Origin of the sequence: Thermus sp. CCB_US3_UF1 (assembly GCF_000236585.1) — a bacterium.
In the GTDB taxonomy this organism is placed as follows: Bacteria; Deinococcota; Deinococci; order Deinococcales; family Thermaceae; genus Thermus.
Genome location: NC_017278.1, coordinates 989,143 through 1,003,319, shown reverse-complemented (window position 1 = coordinate 1,003,319; position 14,177 = coordinate 989,143). Strand labels below are relative to the sequence as shown.

The 14,177-nt window shown below is 69.2% G+C and carries 16 protein-coding genes; 12 read left to right on the top strand and 4 right to left on the bottom strand.

Annotation, left to right across the window (positions count from 1 at the left end; genetic code table 11):
- Window positions 1-10 precede the first annotated feature (10 nt).
- The 3 genes from TCCBUS3UF1_RS05020 to TCCBUS3UF1_RS05010 all read left to right on the top strand — a co-directional run bounded on the left by TCCBUS3UF1_RS05020 (window position 11) and on the right by TCCBUS3UF1_RS05010 (window position 2,330).
- Window positions 11-454: a hypothetical protein gene (locus TCCBUS3UF1_RS05020; RefSeq protein WP_014515426.1), complete on the top strand. Its 444-nt coding sequence runs from the start codon at window positions 11-13 to the stop codon at window positions 452-454.
- Window positions 455-467: 13 nt separating this feature from the next.
- Window positions 468-1,022, top strand: a complete 555-nt coding sequence (locus tag TCCBUS3UF1_RS05015; RefSeq protein WP_014515425.1) for a DOMON domain-containing protein — start codon at window positions 468-470, stop codon at window positions 1,020-1,022.
- A gap of 99 nt (window positions 1,023-1,121) precedes the next feature.
- Entirely contained in the window at window positions 1,122-2,330 is a 1,209-nt protein-coding gene (locus TCCBUS3UF1_RS05010; RefSeq protein ID WP_041433973.1) for a YeeE/YedE family protein, read from the top strand.
- On the opposite strand, the gene TCCBUS3UF1_RS05005 is transcribed toward TCCBUS3UF1_RS05010, so the two are convergent.
- Genes TCCBUS3UF1_RS05005 through TCCBUS3UF1_RS04995 form a run of 3 tightly spaced genes read right to left on the bottom strand, consistent with a single transcriptional unit; the run spans window position 2,320 to window position 4,605 of the window.
- Entirely contained in the window at window positions 2,320-3,183 is an 864-nt protein-coding gene (locus TCCBUS3UF1_RS05005) for a complex I NDUFA9 subunit family protein (RefSeq protein ID WP_014515423.1), read from the bottom strand. The genes TCCBUS3UF1_RS05010 and TCCBUS3UF1_RS05005 overlap by 11 nt on opposite strands.
- 1 nt (window position 3,184) lies before the next feature.
- Window positions 3,185-3,772: a helix-turn-helix domain-containing protein gene (locus TCCBUS3UF1_RS05000; protein WP_014515422.1), complete on the bottom strand. Its 588-nt coding sequence runs from the start codon at window positions 3,770-3,772 to the stop codon at window positions 3,185-3,187.
- Complete coding sequence (locus tag TCCBUS3UF1_RS04995) at window positions 3,769-4,605, bottom strand: MerR family transcriptional regulator (RefSeq protein ID WP_014515421.1); 837 nt, start codon at window positions 4,603-4,605, stop codon at window positions 3,769-3,771. Before TCCBUS3UF1_RS04995 ends, TCCBUS3UF1_RS05000 begins: the two co-directional genes overlap by 4 nt.
- A 111-nt stretch (window positions 4,606-4,716) precedes the next feature.
- Here TCCBUS3UF1_RS04995 and TCCBUS3UF1_RS04990 point away from each other — a divergent pair, with 111 nt between their 5' ends.
- From TCCBUS3UF1_RS04990 to fni, 9 genes are read left to right on the top strand one after another with little or no spacing between them, the layout of a single operon-like run.
- Window positions 4,717-5,565 (top strand): phytoene/squalene synthase family protein, encoded by an 849-nt coding sequence (locus tag TCCBUS3UF1_RS04990; RefSeq protein WP_014515420.1) that lies wholly within the window; start codon window positions 4,717-4,719, stop codon window positions 5,563-5,565.
- A gap of 25 nt (window positions 5,566-5,590) precedes the next feature.
- Window positions 5,591-6,847 (top strand): deoxyribodipyrimidine photo-lyase, encoded by a 1,257-nt coding sequence (locus TCCBUS3UF1_RS04985; RefSeq protein WP_014515419.1) that lies wholly within the window; start codon window positions 5,591-5,593, stop codon window positions 6,845-6,847.
- Window positions 6,848-6,891: 44 nt separating this feature from the next.
- On the top strand, window positions 6,892-7,032 hold the full coding sequence (locus TCCBUS3UF1_RS11785; protein ID WP_155983266.1) for a hypothetical protein: 141 nt from the start codon (window positions 6,892-6,894) through the stop codon (window positions 7,030-7,032).
- Window positions 7,033-7,045: 13 nt separating this feature from the next.
- Window positions 7,046-8,209: a cytochrome P450 gene (locus TCCBUS3UF1_RS04980; RefSeq protein WP_014515417.1), complete on the top strand. Its 1,164-nt coding sequence runs from the start codon at window positions 7,046-7,048 to the stop codon at window positions 8,207-8,209.
- Window positions 8,206-8,907: a lycopene cyclase domain-containing protein gene (locus TCCBUS3UF1_RS04975; RefSeq protein ID WP_014515416.1), complete on the top strand. Its 702-nt coding sequence runs from the start codon at window positions 8,206-8,208 to the stop codon at window positions 8,905-8,907. The genes TCCBUS3UF1_RS04980 and TCCBUS3UF1_RS04975 overlap by 4 nt, the downstream gene beginning before the upstream one ends.
- Window positions 8,904-9,572 carry a 1-acyl-sn-glycerol-3-phosphate acyltransferase gene (locus TCCBUS3UF1_RS04970; RefSeq protein ID WP_014515415.1) on the top strand — a complete coding sequence of 223 codons (669 nt, stop codon included), beginning with the start codon at window positions 8,904-8,906 and terminating at the stop codon, window positions 9,570-9,572. Before TCCBUS3UF1_RS04975 ends, TCCBUS3UF1_RS04970 begins: the two co-directional genes overlap by 4 nt.
- A complete protein-coding gene (locus TCCBUS3UF1_RS04965; protein WP_014515414.1) occupies window positions 9,569-10,597 on the top strand; it encodes a glycosyltransferase family 2 protein in 1,029 nt (342 codons plus the stop codon). The genes TCCBUS3UF1_RS04970 and TCCBUS3UF1_RS04965 overlap by 4 nt, the downstream gene beginning before the upstream one ends.
- Before the next feature lie 51 nt (window positions 10,598-10,648).
- Window positions 10,649-12,217, top strand: a complete 1,569-nt coding sequence (gene crtI / locus TCCBUS3UF1_RS04960; RefSeq protein ID WP_014515413.1) for a phytoene desaturase family protein — start codon at window positions 10,649-10,651, stop codon at window positions 12,215-12,217.
- Window positions 12,214-13,212 carry a type 2 isopentenyl-diphosphate Delta-isomerase gene (gene fni, locus TCCBUS3UF1_RS04955; RefSeq protein ID WP_014515412.1) on the top strand — a complete coding sequence of 333 codons (999 nt, stop codon included), beginning with the start codon at window positions 12,214-12,216 and terminating at the stop codon, window positions 13,210-13,212. Before crtI ends, fni begins: the two co-directional genes overlap by 4 nt.
- Here fni and TCCBUS3UF1_RS04950 read toward each other — a convergent pair.
- Window positions 13,209-14,147, bottom strand: coding sequence for a DUF523 and DUF1722 domain-containing protein (locus TCCBUS3UF1_RS04950; protein WP_014515411.1), 939 nt, complete (start codon window positions 14,145-14,147; stop codon window positions 13,209-13,211). The two genes, fni and TCCBUS3UF1_RS04950, sit on opposite strands and share 4 nt — an antisense overlap.
- Between the last annotated feature and the right edge of the window lie 30 nt (window positions 14,148-14,177).

The window sequence follows — 14,177 nt, the reverse complement described above, 5'->3', positions numbered from 1 at the left end:
GAGGTGGCGCATGATCGAGGCCCTCATCAAAGCCCAGACCGAGGAGGAAAGGCTTCTGGAGTTCCTTCGCTCGGTCTTCCTCCTCATCGCCCTGGTGGGCTTTGCCTTCTACGGCATGGAGCACTGGGTCTTGGATCACTGGACGGAAAGCTGGCAGAGCAGGATCCCCTTCTACGTTTCCCTGGTGGGCTTTCCCCTCACCCTCCTCATGTTCTTCCACCGGGGTAGGTGGGTGCGCTACCCCTTCCTGGCCTGGATGCTCCTGAGCGTGGTTACGGGTGTCCTGGGAGCCTACTACCACCTCCTCTGGAACGCCCAGGACGCGGAGGTAAGCCTCTGGAGCCTCAAAGGCTTCTTGGAGGCCTTTGAAGGGAGCCGCCCCGTACTGGCGGCTTTGGCCCACACCCACGTGGGCGCCGTGGCCTTCGTGGTAGGGATAACCATAAGGGACTAAGGGAGGTGCGAGGATGAAGCGGAGCTTAGCCTGGCTTTGGGTTCTGGTTCTGGGTGCGGCTTTGGCGCAGGCGCCCAAGGTGGACGGGAAGATCGCGGGCGGGGAGTACGCCAAGAGCTACAAGCACGAGAAAAGCGGGATCACCCTGTACTGGAGCGTGGTGGGGGACACCCTGTATCTGGCCCTCGAGGGCCAAAGCAAGGGCTGGATCGGAATCGGCTTCCTGGCGGAGAAAAGCGACAAGAAGAAGGGAGGGGACCAGTACCTCTTTTACATGGAGGGCGGCAAGCTGGTGGCCTTGGACATGTACCAGACCAAGCGCACGGGTGCCCCGGTAACCGACGACAAGGAAGGGGGTAAGAACTCCATCCTCGCCGCCATGGCCACCTACGAGGGGGAAAAGTGGATGGTGGAGTTTAGCCGCAAGCTGAAAACCGGGGAAGCCACGGACGTGGAGATCGCCCCGGGAAGGAAGCTTATCGTGATGCTGGCCCACGCGGAGAAGATGGACCCCAAGGAGGAGCACAAGAAGACCGAGCGCTGGTACCTGGAGGACTTCGCCTTCTAGCCCTGGGTGGGCCTCGAGGCCCTGGGGGTACCCCCGGGGCCCTGGGTTTTGGCGGCCTATACCCTTGACTTTTATGGACTCATAGGTACCATAAGGGGCATGGAGCGGACGGCGCGTCCCCAACCCCTCCCCCTCCTGGCCTTCTTCCTCCTGGGGGGAGGGCTTTCCCTGGCGGTTTACCAGGCTTCCGGCCCCCGGCTTGTTTTCGCCTTCTGGGTGGCGGTCCTCCTGGGCATGGCCCTCTTCCACGCCAAGTTCGGCTTTGCCTCGGGCTTCCGCCGCTTCCTCCTCACCGGGGAAAGCCGCCTCATGCGGGCCCACTTCCTCCTCTTCGCCCTGGCCAGCCTGCTCTTCTTCCCCTTCCTGGCCCAAGGGGAGGCCTTCGGAACCCCCATCCAGGGCTTCGTGGTGCCCCTGGGGGTGGCCCTGGCCGTGGGGGCCTTCCTCTTCGGCATCGGGATGCAACTGGGGGACGGGTGCGCCTCCGGCACCCTTTACCACACGGGCAGCGGGGACACCCGGGGGGTCTTGGTCCTTTTGGGCTTCATGGTGGGCTCCCTTCTTGGGGTCTACCACCTCCCCTTCTGGCAGGCCCTGCCGGCCTGGGCCCCGGGAAGCGCCCTCACCTGGTTCCCCTCCCCCACCCTGGGCCTCCTCCTCTGGCTTGCCCTCTTGGCCGCCCTCTACCTGGGCGTCTCCTGGGTGGAAAGAAAGCGCCGGGGCCAGGTGGAACCCCTCCTGCGCAGAGAGGCCACCCACCCCCTCTTCGGCCCCTGGAGCCTGGCGGGGGGCGCGGTGGTCCTGGCCCTGGGCAGCCTCCTCATCCTCCTCCTCCTGGGCCGGCCCTGGGGGGTAACGGCGGCCTTCGCCCTCTGGGGAGGGAAGCTGGCCGAGGCCCTGGGGGTTCCCGTGCTGGACTGGGCCCTTTTCCACAACCCGCCCTTTGCGGAAAAACTCCAGGAGAGTGTACTTAAGGACGCCACCAGCGTCACCAACTTCGGCCTCTTCCTGGGAGCCTTCCTGGGGGCCGCCCTGGGAGGGGCCTTGCGCTTCAAGGACCTAAGGCAGATCCCCTGGACCACCCACCTGGGGGTCTTCCTGGGCGGGGTGCTCATGGGATACGGGGCCAGGCTGGCCGGGGGGTGCAACATCGGGGCCTACCTGGGGGGCACGGCCTCCTTTAGCCTCCACGGGCCCCTCTGGGGGGTCTTCGCCCTCCTGGGCACCGCCTTGGGCCTGCGCCTACGCCCCGTCTGCCGCCTGGAGAACGAGGCCCGGCCCCAGGCCCAAGAGGTCCCTAGCACCTGAGGTAGCTGGGCAGGACCTCCTCCAGGGCCTTGGGGCTCGGGAGGAGGTCCCTTAGCCCTTCGGGGAAAGGGGCGGTGTTCCCCTCCTTGAGCATCCGGTACTGGTCCTGGGTGATGGGGGCGAAGGGTAGGAGGCCGAGGAGGGGGACCAGGCGGTCCATGAGGCCCAAGGGGATGGGGAGAAAGGGCTTCCTCCGGCCCAGGACCTCCATGGTGCGCTCCAGGAGCTCGCGGAAGGTGTACTCCCTGGGCCCCACCAGGTCCCAGGTCCCCATCACCCCGCGTTCCAGGGCCCCAGCGAAGGCCTCGGCCACGTCCCCCACGTACACGGGCCGGAAGGGGAAGGAGCCATCCCCAATGAGGGGAACAAAGGGCAAGGGCTGGCAGACCAGGCCCCGAAGGACCCCGCCAAAGAACTCGTCCCCAGGGCCAAAAATGAGGCTCGGGCGGAAAATGGTCCAGGAAACCCCGCTTTCCCGCACCAGCTCCTCCCCTTGGGCCTTGGTCTCGTAGTAGCGGCTTCCCGTCCCCCGCCGGGCCCCCAGGGCGGACATGTGCAGGAGGCGGTCCACCCCTGCCCGGCGCATCCCCATGAGAAGGTTCCTCACCCCCTCCACGTGGACCTGTTGGAAGGTCTGCCCCCGTTCCCGGATGATCCCCGCCAGGTAGATGGCGGCCTCCACCCCCCTTAGGTCCGGGGCTTCCCGGGTGATGTCCCCGGGAAGGAAGACCGCCCCGGGGGGAAGGTCCCTGGGGGAGCGGGCCAGGACCAGGGGGGTATGCCCCCCCTGGAGGAGGCGGCGGACCAGGTGCCGCCCCACAAACCCTGTTCCCCCCACCACCAAGACCCGCATGCTAGGCGGCTTCCAAGACCCCTTCCGCCTCCCGCTCCAACGCCTTCAGGTCCAGGAGGTAGACCTTGCGGTAGGCGGTGGCGATAAGGCCCTCCCGGCGCAGGTCGGAAAGGAGCTTGGAGACCGACTCCCGGGTGGAGGCGGTGGCGTCGGCGATCTCCTCGTGGGAGGCGGTCACGTAAAGGCCCTTGGCGTCGCGGAAGGAAGCCGGGGTGTCCGCCAGGAAGAGGAGGTAGCGGGCGATGCGGGCCCGGAGTTCCCCCGTCTGCAGGTGGGTCTCGTAGGCCTGCACCCGGCGCATCTGCCGGGCCAGGTTCCTGGCCACCTGGTGCAGCTCCTCATGGGTCATGGCCTTGGGCTCAAACCCCCGCACCACCACCTCGGTCATGGCCTCGGCGGCGTAGCGGTAGCGCCGCCCCTCCAGGGCCTCCTCCCCGAAGAAGTCCCCGGGGAGGACGTGGCGCAGGGTGAGGGTGCGGCCGTCGGGGAGGAGTTCCACGATGCGCACCAGCCCGGACTCCAGGCGGTAGAGGGTGTCGGCCCGGTCCCCAGCCAGATAGACCACTTCCTTGCGGGCAATCCTTTTCATGCTGCCTCCTCCAATGCCTTGGGCAGATCCTCCAACCGTTCCACGTACACCGCCCCCAGGCGCCTGGCCTCCTCGAGGCTGGCCCCGGGACCGCCCAGGAAGACCCGGGGAGCCAGGTCCTGCAGGGCCCCAGCAGGCAGGGCCTGGAGGTTTTCCCTAAGGAGGACGGAGAGGACGGCCCCCCTGGCCTCCAGCTTGGCGGCTAGGGCCCGCAGGTCAGGCAAGGGGGTGTCGGGGCCCAGGTACAGGGCAGGGAAACCGCGGCGGCGCAGGTGGTAGGCGGCCAGCATGGCCCCGAGCTCGTGCCGCTCCCCCGGGGGGGTGGTGACCAGGATGGGGGCCCCACGAGGGTAGCCCACCAGGTCCAGAAGCTCGTGCAGGCGGGCCCGCAGGAACTGGGTGGCCAGATGCTCCTGGGCTACGCTCACCTCCCCCTGGTGCCAGCCTTCCCCCACCTCCCGCAGAACCCGGACCACGAGCCCCTGGGCCGCCCCTTCCGGGCCCAAGAGCCTAAGCCCCCGGCGGAAGAGGGCCTCGGCCCGGGGGAGGTCGGCCTCGAGGAGGGCGGCCTTGAGCTCCTGGGAAAGGTCCTGGGGATGGGTTTCCTGGGCCAGGTAGCGGCGGATGGCCGCCTGGGGGGTTGCCCCCTCCTCCAGCCAGCGGCGGATCTGGCGTAAGGCCTCCACCTCCTCCTCCCGGTAGAGGCGGTGTCCCCCGGGGGTACGCTCAGGGCGGGGAAAACCGTAGCGCCGCTCCCATTGCCGGAGGACCTCGGCGGAGAGGCCGGTCATGGCCTCTACCTCGGCGATGGTGTACACCCCTGGCCGGGTCATGCCCCCAGTCTAGGGGGTTGAACAAGTTTTGTCAAGTATTAGTACAGGTCTTACCCAAGTGTGGGCAGGACAAAAGTCCCTCCCAGGTGGTATCCTGAAACTAGAAGGCATATGGAACCCGATTGGAAAGCCCTGGCGGGTATTGTGCGAGCCCATTCCGCCACCTTCTATCTGGGGAGCCTCCTCTTCCCCAAGGAGGAGCGCAAGGGGGCCTGGGCGGTCTACGCCGCCTGCCGCCTGGGGGACGAGGCGGTGGACGGGCCCGGGGCTGGCCGGGAGGCCCTGGAGGCCTGGTGGCAGGGGGTGGAGCGGGCCTACGGGGGCAGGCCCCAGACGGCCTGGGAAAGGGGGCTGGCCTGGGCCCTTGCCCGCTGGCCCATCCCCCAAGAGGCCTTCCGCCACATGTACGAGGGCTTCCTGCGGGACCTGGGGCCGGTGCGCCTCGGGACGGAAGCCGAACTCCTCACCTACTGCTACCAGGTGGCGGGCACCGTGGGGCGGATGATGGCCCCCATCGCCGGCGGGGGCCCGGAGGTGGAGGAAAAGGCGGTGCGTCTGGGCCAGGCCATGCAGCTCACCAACATCCTGCGGGACGTGGGGGAGGACCTGGCCCAGGACCGGGTCTACCTGCCCCAGGATCTCCTGGAACGCTTCGGGGTGAGCCTGGAGGAGTTACGCCTGGGCCGGACCGGACCCGGTTACCGGGCCCTCATGGGGCACCTGGAGGCCCTGGCCCGCCGGTTCTACCGGGAGGGGCTTGCCGGCCTCAAGGAGCTGAAGGTGGGCCAGGCGGCCATCGCCTTGGCCGCCCTGCAGTACCAAGGCATCCTGGATAAGCTCCGCCTATCCGGCTACGACAACCTGCGGAGGCGGGCCCACCTCAAGCCCTGGGAAAGGCTCAGGCTCCTGCCCGAGGCCCTGCGGCTTTCCCGAAACGGGTTCCCGGCTACGGAAACCTAGGCCCGAGGCGCATAGCCTGCCTCCCATGTTCCTGGTCTGGCACCGGGCCGACCTGCGCCTAGGCGACCACCCGGCCCTTCTTAAGGCCCTACGCCAAGGCCCCCTGGTGGGCCTGGTGGTCCTGGACCCCAACAACCTGAGGACCACCCCCAGGCGGCGGGCCTGGTTCCTGGAAAACGTCCGGGCCCTAAGGGAAGCCTACCGAAAACGGGGCGGGGCCCTTTGGGTCCTGGAGGGGCTGCCCTGGGAGAAGGTGCCCGAGGCGGCCCGGGCCCTGCGGGCCCGGGGGGTCTACGCCCTCAAGGCCTACACCCCCTATGGCCGCCACCGGGACGAACGGGTGCAGGAGGCCCTTCCCGTGCCCCTCCACCTCCTCCCCGCCCCCCACCTCATCCCCCCGGACCTGCCCCGGGCCTACCGGGTCTATACCCCCTTCAGCCGGAACTTCCAGGGGGTAGACCCTCCCCTCCCCCCGCCGGAAAGCCTCCCCCCCGCCCCCGAGGAGGGGGAAATCCCCCGGGAGGAGGCGGGCATCCCCTTGCCCCCTCCCGGGGAGGAAGCGGCCCTGGAGCGCCTCCGGCGTTTTCTCCAGGAAGGGCTTGGCCCCTACGCCGCAAGGCGGGACCGCCTGGATGGGCAGGGAGGCTCGAGGCTCTCCCCCTACTTCACCCTGGGGGTCCTCTCCCCCCGCCAGGCCGCCTGGCCCGCCCTGCAGGCCGGGGGGGAAGGAGCCAGGAAGTGGGTGGCCGAGCTCCTCTGGCGGGACTTCTCCTACCACCTCCTCTACCACTTCCCTTGGCTAAGGGAAAAACCCCTGGACCCCCGCCTCGAGGCCCTTCCTTGGAACGAGGACGAGGAGCTTTTCCAGGCCTGGCTCCTGGGCAAGACGGGGGTGCCCCTGGTGGACGCGGCCATGCGGGAGCTCTGGGCCACGGGCTTCCTCTCCAACCGGGCGCGGATGTGCGTGGCCCAGTTCGCCGTGAAGTACCTCCTCCTCCCCTGGCGGAAGGCCGAGGCCCACTTCAAGGAACTCCTCCTGGACGGGGACACGCCGCAAAACCTCCAGGGCTGGCAATGGGCGGGGGGGCTGGGGGTGGATGCGGCCCCTTACTTCCGCGTCTTCAACCTGGTAGAACAGGGCAAGCGGCACGACCCCCAGGGGGAGTGGCTGGCCCGCTGGGCCCCCGAGTACCCCTCCTACACCCCCCTGAACCCCGTGGTGGACCTGGAAAGGGCAAGGCGCCGCTACCTGGCCCTGGCCCAGGGTCTCCTCCGAGGGTAGGCGGGGCCACACCCTCTGGAATGGGGCCAGGCTAGCCTGGGGCCATGTTCCGCGCACCCACCCCCCGAGTGGCCTTCCGCCCTAGGCTTTCCACCCCCTTCCCCTCCCCGAGCCCAGTCCGGGGCGAAATCCTGGGCTTCCTCCCCCTGGCCCAAGGGGGGTACTGCCCCCTGGTGGGCCGCTAGTATCCTTATACCCATGACCGCTACCCTGGACCTAAAGCGGGCCCTCCCCGACCTGCGCCGCCTGCGGGAAGACCCCCTAGCCGCCCTCCTGGCCTGGGGACGGGCCCACCCCAGGCTCCGCCTCCCCCTACCAGGGATGCCCCTTTTCCTGGTCTTTGATCCGGAGGGGGTGGAGCGGGTTCTCCTGGGCCCGGACGCCAAGGCCACCTTTCAGTACCAAGAGCTTGCCCGCCTCACGGGCAAAGGCCTCCTCACCGACTGGGGGCCCGACTACCGGAAGGCCCGCAAGGCCCTCAAAGACCCCTTCCTGCCCCGCGCCGTGGCCGGATACCGCCCCCTTTTGCAGGAGGAGGCCGAGGCCTTCTTCGCCCCCTGGCGTCCCGGGGAAAGGCGGGATCTGGACCAGGAGATGCTCCACCTCTCCTTGCGCTTTTTGGGGCGGGCCCTTTGGGGAAAACCCCTACCCGAGCGCATCGCCGGGCTGGCCCTCTCCGCTTTGGAGCGGATCCTCACCCGCATGCAACACCCCTTCTCCCGCCTGGACCTCCTGGCGGAGCGGCGGTTTCACCGGGACAAGAAGGCCTTGGAGCAAGAGGCCCTTCCCCTCCTTCAGGAGCCCCCCTTGAACGCCCTGCCCCGGGAGCGGGCCCTGGCCGAGGCCAAGACCCTCCTGGTGGCCGGGCACGAGACCACGGCCAGCGCCCTCACCTGGAGCCTCTACCTCCTCTCCCACAGGCCCGAGTGGCAGGAGGCCGTGGCCCAAAGCCCCTCCCACGCCCTGGCCGCTTTCCAGGAGGCCCTCCGGCTCTACCCCCCGGCGTGGATCCTCACCCGCAAGGCCGAGGCCCCCCTGGACCTGGGCAAGGAGGAGGTCCCCCGGGGGAGCACGGTGGTCCTCTCCCCCTACGTGACCCACCGCCTGCACTTCCCCGAGGGGGAGGCCTTCCGTCCCGAACGCTTCCTGGGGGAAAGGGGAACCCCCTCGGGGCGCTACTTCCCCTTCGGCCTGGGCCAGAGGCTCTGCCTAGGGCGGGACTTCGCCCTTCTGGAAGGCCCCGTGGCCCTCATGGCCTTCTTCCGCCGCTTCCGGCTTCCCCCCTTGCCCGAACCCCGGGTGCACGCCGGGGTCACCCTGAGGCCCCAGGGGGGGCTTTGGGCCGTCCTGGAGGGCGCATGACCTACCTGGAGTTCCACCTGGTCTTCCTCCTTCCCCCCTTGCTCCTCCTCCTCCTTGGAGCCCGGCCCCGGCCCCCACGGCTTTGGGCCTACCTCCTCATGCCCCTCATCGCCCTCCTCTACACCACCCCCTGGGACAACTACCTGGTCTGGCGGGGGGTGTGGGGCTACCCCGAGGGGCGGGTCCTCTTCCGCATCGGCTACGTCCCCTTTGAGGAGTACCTCTTCTTCCTCCTCCAGCCCCTCCTCACCGGGGCCCTCCTCCTGCGCCTGGCCGGAAGCCCGCCCCCGCCTGGGCCGGGGCTTTCCCGGGTGGTGGGGGGCGGGGTGTGGCTCCTCCTGGCCGCCTTGGGGGTGATGCTCTTGGCCTTGGGGGGGCCCTACCTCTACCTGGGCCTCATCCTGGCCTACTTCGCCCCCGTCTTCGTTCTGCAATGGGCCTTCGGCGGGGACCTCCTTTGGGCCTGGCGGGGGCCTTTCCTTCTAGGGGTTTTCCTCCCCACCTTTTACCTATGGTTCGCCGATTTCTGGGCCATTACCCGGGAAGGGATCTGGTGGATCTCCCCGGCCTACACCCTGGGGCTGAAGGCCTTGGGCTTGCCCCTAGAGGAGATGGTCTTCTTCCTCTTTACCAACCTGGCCGTGGTGCAGGGCCTCCTCCTGGCGTGGCATCCTGAGGCCCTGAGGCGCCTGCGATGAGGCTTTCCCCCGACCGCCCCCTGGGGCGCTTCCTGCGCTTCCTGGTGCAAGGGATGCTCCTCTTGAGCCTCAAGGGGAGCCTCCGGGGGGTCTACCTCCGGGGAAGGGTGCCGGAAGGGCCCCTGGTCCTGGCCCTGAACCACCACAGCTTCTTTGACGGCCACCTGGTCTGGTTTTTGGGCCGCTTTGCGGGGAGGCCCACGAGCCTTTTGGTGGCGGGGGAGAACCTAAAGGCCTTTCCCGTGCTCGCCCTGGCGGGGGCCCTCGAGGCCACGCGGGTACGGGAGGCCCTAAGGCGGCTTGGCCGGGGGGAGTGGGTGGCCCTTTTCCCCGAGGGGGAGATGCGCTACCCGGGCCCTTTGGGCCCCTTGCGCCCGGGGGCGGCCTGGCTGGCGGCAAAAGCGGGGGTACCCCTCCTCCCCGTGGCCCTACGGGTGGCGGTGCGGGGCTTTGAGCACCCCGAGGCCTTCCTCTGGGTGGGGGAGCCCCTTCCCCCGGAAGGGGACCTGCCAGGGGCCATGGGCGGCCTCCTGGAGGCCCTAGACGCCCTCCTGAGGGCCACCCATCCCCGGGAGGTGCCCGAGGGTTTCCAGGAGGTCCTTAAGGGGCGGCGGAGCCTGGAGGAGCGGGTCAGGCCCCTGGTGGCGGCCTTGAAGCGGCTATGAGCGGGGACTTCTTCTTTGGGGTCTTCCTCTTCCTCCTCCTCCGCCTCCTGGCCCTCCTCTATAACCTCCTCCGCTTCCCCCGTCTCCGACCCGCCCCCACCCCTTCCCGCCCCACGGCCTCCCTCCTGGTGCCGGCCCGGAACGAGGCGGCCAACCTTTCCCAAACCCTCCCCGCCCTCCTGCGCCAGGGAGCCCTGGAGGTCCTGGTCCTGGACGACGCCTCGGAGGACGGTACCCCCCAGGTGGCCGAGGCCCTGGGCGGGGGACACCCCGGCTTCCGCCTCCTGCGGGGCCAGCCCCTTCCCCCAGGGTGGACGGGAAAGAACTGGGCCTGCTGGCAGCTGGCCCAGGCCGCCCGGGGGGAGGTCCTGATCTTCACCGACGCCGACGTCCTTTGGGAGGAAGGGGCCTTGGGCGGCCTCCTGGAGGCCCTGGAAGGCCAAGACCTCCTCTCCGCCCTCCCCCGGCAGGAGGTGGGGGAAAACCCCCTGGTGGGGGCCACGGTGCCCTTCGTCATGGGGGGGCTTTTCTCCTTCCTACCCCACCCTTTCCTGGAGGAACTGCGGGTGGCCAATGGCCAGGTGTTGGCCTTCCGCCGGGAGGCCTACTTGGCCATGGGGGGGCACCAGGCCGTGCGGGGGGAGGTGCTGGAGGACGTGGCCCTGGCCAAGCGGGTGCGGCGCTACCGCCTGGCCCTAGGCCACCCCCTTTTCCGCACCCGCATGTACCGGGGCTACGGGGAGGTGGTGGAGGGGTTTGGCAAGAACTTCCTGGAGATCCACCTGCATAATCCCCTGGTCCTCCTGGGCTCGGCCTTCTACCACCTGGCCCTTTACACCCTTCCCTGGCTTTGTGGCCGGCTGGACCTGGGCCTTTTGGGCGTTTTGGAAAGGACTTGGGTGCAAAAGGCCCTAGGGGGGCCCCTCTGGCCCGGCCTCCTCGCCCCCCTGGCCCCCCTCCTCCTCCTCCCCGCCTACCTCCGGGCCCTCCTGCCGGGAAAGCGTTGGAAGGGGCGCGCCCTCTAGTGTGGGCCCCGCCCAACTTCCGCCGCGGGTGAGGCTGGTAGACTCCTAGGCATGCGCGCCATCGTCATCGGCAGCGGGGTAGGTGGGCTTTCCGCCGCCATCCGCCTGGCGGCCATGGGCCTGAAGGTCCTGGTCCTGGAAAAGCTGGACGGCCCCGGGGGCCGGGCCCGGGTGCACCGGGCGGAAGGCTTCACCTTCGATATGGGCCCCACGGTGATCACCGTGCCCGCCTTTCTGGAAGACCTTTTCGCCACCCGCCCCGGGGACCCCCGGCTCTACCCGGACTTCCCCCAAGAGGAGGGGCTTAAGCACACGGAGCGCTACGTGAAGCTGGTGCCCCTGGACCCCTTCTACCGCATCCACTTCCCCGACGGCACCCACTTTGACTACAAGGACGACCGGGAGCACCTCCTTTCCGAGATCCGCCGCCTGGCCCCTGAGGACCTGGAGGGCTACCTGCGCTTTGAGCGGGACGCCCGGGCCATCTTCCGGCGGGGGTTTTTGGAGCTGGGCTTCACCCACTTCGGGAGCGTTTTAGACCTCCTCCGCGTGGCCCCGGACCTCCTCAGGCTGGACGCGGTCCGCCCCCTTTTCGCCTTCGTGCGCAAGTACTTCCAAAACCCCAAGATGCGCCGGGTCTTCTCCTTTGAAAGCCTCCTCATCGGGGGAAACCCCTTAAGCGTGCCCGCCATCTACGCCATGATCCACTTCGTGGAGCGCACCTGGGGGGTCCACTTCGCCATGGGGGGGACGGGGGCCCTGGTAGAGGGGCTGGTGCGGAAGCTTTTGGAGCTAGGGGGGGAGATCCGCTACCAGGCCCCCGTGCGCCGCATCCTCACCCGGAAGGGGAAGGTGGTGGGGGTGGTCCTGGAAAGCGGGGAGCGCCTGGACGCGGACCTGGTGGTCTCCAACGCCGACTACGTGCACACCTACGGGGAGCTTTTGGCCCCCGAGGACCGGTTCTGGCACGGGGACTGGCGGCTTAGGCGCACCCGGCTTTCCATGAGCCTTTTCGTGGCCTACTTCGGCTTCCGGGCTCAGGGGGATGAGGGCCATCGGCTTAGGCACCACAACGTCCTCCTCTCCGAGCGCTACGAGGGGCTCCTCCAGGACATCTTCCAGCGCAAGGTCCTCCCTGAGGACTTCGCCCACTACCTCCACCTCCCCACCCTCACCGACCCCTCCCTGGCCCCCCCGGGGCACCACGCCGCCTACACCCTGGTGCCCGTGCCCCACAACGGAAGCGGCCTGGACTGGCGCGCCTTGGGGCCCAGGTACCTGGAAAAGGCCCTGGGGTACCTGGACGAGGCCGGCTACCTCCCAGGCCTTAGGGAGCGGCTTGTCTACGCCCACTTCGTCACCCCCGACTACTTCCAGTGGACCCTAAACAGCCACCTGGGCAACGCCTTCGGCCCTGAGCCCGTGCTGTGGCAGACAGCCAGCTTCCGCCCCCACAACCGCTCCGAGGACGTGAAGGGGCTTTACCTGGTGGGCCAGAGCTACCAGCCGGGGGCGGGGCTTCCCAGCGTGATGATGTCGGCCAAGATGACCGCTAGGCTCATCGCCCACGACCTGGGCCTGGAAAGGGCCCCCAAGGGGCTTCTGGAGGCCAAGGCTTGAGCACCCTGGAGCGGAAGCGGAAGCACCTCCAGGCCTGCCTGGAAGGGGAGGTGGCCTACCAGAGGACCACCACCGGCCTCGAGGCCTACCGTCTCCGCTACCAGGCCCTGGCAGGCCTGGCCCTGGGGGAGGTGGACCTCACCACCCCCTTCCTGGGCAAGACCCTAAAAGCCCCCTTCCTCGTCGGGGCCATGACGGGGGGGGAGGAAAGGGGGGAGGGGATCAACCTGGCCCTGGCCGAGGCCGCCGAGGCCCTGGGGGTGGGGATGATGTTGGGCTCAGGTAGGATCCTCCTGGAGAGGCCCGAGGCCCTGCGGAGCTTCCAGGTGCGCCGGGTGGCCCCCAAGGTGCTCCTCATCGCCAATCTGGGCCTGGTCCAACTCAGCCGCTACGGGCGGGAGGACCTCCTGCGCCTGGTGGAAATGCTCCAGGCCGACGCCCTGGCCCTCCACATCAACCCCCTACAGGAGGCGGTGCAGAAGGGGGACACCGACTTCCGCGGGCTCCTTGCCAGGTTGGAACGCCTCCTTCCCCTCCCCTTCCCGGTCCTGGTGAAGGAGGTGGGGCACGGGCTTTCCCGGGAGGCGGCCCTGGCCCTGAAGGGGCTTCCCCTGGCGGCGGTGGACGTGGCCGGGGCCGGGGGGACCAGCTGGGCCCGGGTGGAGGAGTGGGTGCGCTTCGGCCAGGTGCGCCACCCGGAGCTTTGCGAGGTGGGCATCCCCACGGCCCAGGCCATCCTGGAGGTGCGGGAGGTCCTGCCCCACCTGCCCCTCATCGCCTCCGGGGGGGTCTACACGGGCACGGCGGCGGTGAAGGCCCTGGCCCTGGGAGCCGACCTGGTGGCGGTGGCCAGGCCCCTCCTCAGGCCGGCCCTCGAGGGCGCTGAGGCGGTGAAGGCCTACCTGGAGGACTACCTGTGGGAGATGCGCACCGCCCTCTTCGCCATCGGGGCCCGCACCCCCAAGGAAGCCCGGGGGCGGGTTGAGCCCCTTTAGGAGGTCTTGAGGTCCATGAGGGGCCGGGGGTAGGGGGCGAAGAGGGCCTGGCCCTCGAGGTAGGCCTCGCCAAAGCGCAAGGCCCAGGATTGGAGGAGGGCCAGGGGGGCCTCGAGGGAAACCCTCTCCTCGCGGAAGTCATGGAGTATGTCCAAAAAATGGGCCTTCTCCCGGGGGCTAAGGTGGCGCTTGAAGTGGCCAAAGGCGTGGAGAAGGGCATCCGTCATGGGGCCCTGGCGGAAGGGAAGCCGGGTGGCCCGCAAAAACCCCTCCTCGTAGGCCCGGCGCACCTCGGCAAAAGGCCTCCCCTTGGCCCCGGCCAGGAGGCGGCCCAAGGCCCGGGCCTCCCCTTGGTGGTAGGCGGCGAGGAGGAGCTTGTAGCGGGCATGAAAGGCCATGAGCCCGGGTAGGTCCTGGACTATCCGCAGGCGGGCCAGGCCGAAGATACGGGTGAAGAAGTGGGCGCGGACCTGGGCGCTGGTGAGCCGCCCCTCGTCCTCCTTGGGAAGCAAGGGAAAGGCCTCCTCCACCGCCTGGGCGAAAAGGCCCGGCCCGCGCCCCACCACCCCGCCCCCTGGGGCGTAGACCTTAGCGTCTTTGAGGGCGCAGGAGGGGGAGCGGTTTTTCAGGATGAACCCCTCCACCCTCCCCAGGCCCTGGAGGAAAGCCCCGCTGAAGGCGGCCATCCGCCCCGTGAGGTCTTCCCCGGTGCTGGGCTGGAGCATCCGCACCCCCTCCCCTCCCCGCACCAGGCGCACCGTGGGCCGGGGCACCCCTAGGCCGATCTCCACCTCGGGACAGACGGGCACGAAGTCCACGTGGGCCCCTAGGGCCCGCACCACCCGGTCGGGGATGAGCTCCCCCGAGTAGCGCACGGCGGCGAAGCCCAAGCAGGCGCTCACCACCACCCTGGGTTTTGGCCAAGCGGAAGGCATGTTTTCCATCCTACCCGGGCCGCCCGTACA

Excerpts from the sequence above, each read along its gene's own strand:
- TCCBUS3UF1_RS04985 (WP_014515419.1), top strand. The coding sequence starts at position 5,591 with ATGTTCCTGGTCTGGCACCGGGCCGACCTGCGCCTAGGCGACCACCCG.
- TCCBUS3UF1_RS04980 (WP_014515417.1), top strand. The coding sequence starts at position 7,046 with ATGACCGCTACCCTGGACCTAAAGCGGGCCCTCCCCGACCTGCGCCGC.
- TCCBUS3UF1_RS05005 (WP_014515423.1), bottom strand. The coding sequence starts at position 3,183 with ATGCGGGTCTTGGTGGTGGGGGGAACAGGGTTTGTGGGGCGGCACCTG.
- TCCBUS3UF1_RS04990 (WP_014515420.1), top strand. The coding sequence starts at position 4,717 with ATGGAACCCGATTGGAAAGCCCTGGCGGGTATTGTGCGAGCCCATTCC.
- TCCBUS3UF1_RS05020 (WP_014515426.1), top strand. The coding sequence starts at position 11 with ATGATCGAGGCCCTCATCAAAGCCCAGACCGAGGAGGAAAGGCTTCTG.
- TCCBUS3UF1_RS04950 (WP_014515411.1), bottom strand. The coding sequence starts at position 14,147 with ATGCCTTCCGCTTGGCCAAAACCCAGGGTGGTGGTGAGCGCCTGCTTG.
- TCCBUS3UF1_RS04995 (WP_014515421.1), bottom strand. The coding sequence starts at position 4,605 with ATGACCCGGCCAGGGGTGTACACCATCGCCGAGGTAGAGGCCATGACC.
- TCCBUS3UF1_RS04975 (WP_014515416.1), top strand. The coding sequence starts at position 8,206 with ATGACCTACCTGGAGTTCCACCTGGTCTTCCTCCTTCCCCCCTTGCTC.
- TCCBUS3UF1_RS11785 (WP_155983266.1), top strand. The coding sequence starts at position 6,892 with ATGTTCCGCGCACCCACCCCCCGAGTGGCCTTCCGCCCTAGGCTTTCC.
- TCCBUS3UF1_RS04970 (WP_014515415.1), top strand. The coding sequence starts at position 8,904 with ATGAGGCTTTCCCCCGACCGCCCCCTGGGGCGCTTCCTGCGCTTCCTG.
- TCCBUS3UF1_RS05015 (WP_014515425.1), top strand. The coding sequence starts at position 468 with ATGAAGCGGAGCTTAGCCTGGCTTTGGGTTCTGGTTCTGGGTGCGGCT.
- TCCBUS3UF1_RS05000 (WP_014515422.1), bottom strand. The coding sequence starts at position 3,772 with ATGAAAAGGATTGCCCGCAAGGAAGTGGTCTATCTGGCTGGGGACCGG.
- crtI (WP_014515413.1), top strand. The coding sequence starts at position 10,649 with ATGCGCGCCATCGTCATCGGCAGCGGGGTAGGTGGGCTTTCCGCCGCC.
- TCCBUS3UF1_RS05010 (WP_041433973.1), top strand. The coding sequence starts at position 1,122 with ATGGAGCGGACGGCGCGTCCCCAACCCCTCCCCCTCCTGGCCTTCTTC.
- TCCBUS3UF1_RS04965 (WP_014515414.1), top strand. The coding sequence starts at position 9,569 with ATGAGCGGGGACTTCTTCTTTGGGGTCTTCCTCTTCCTCCTCCTCCGC.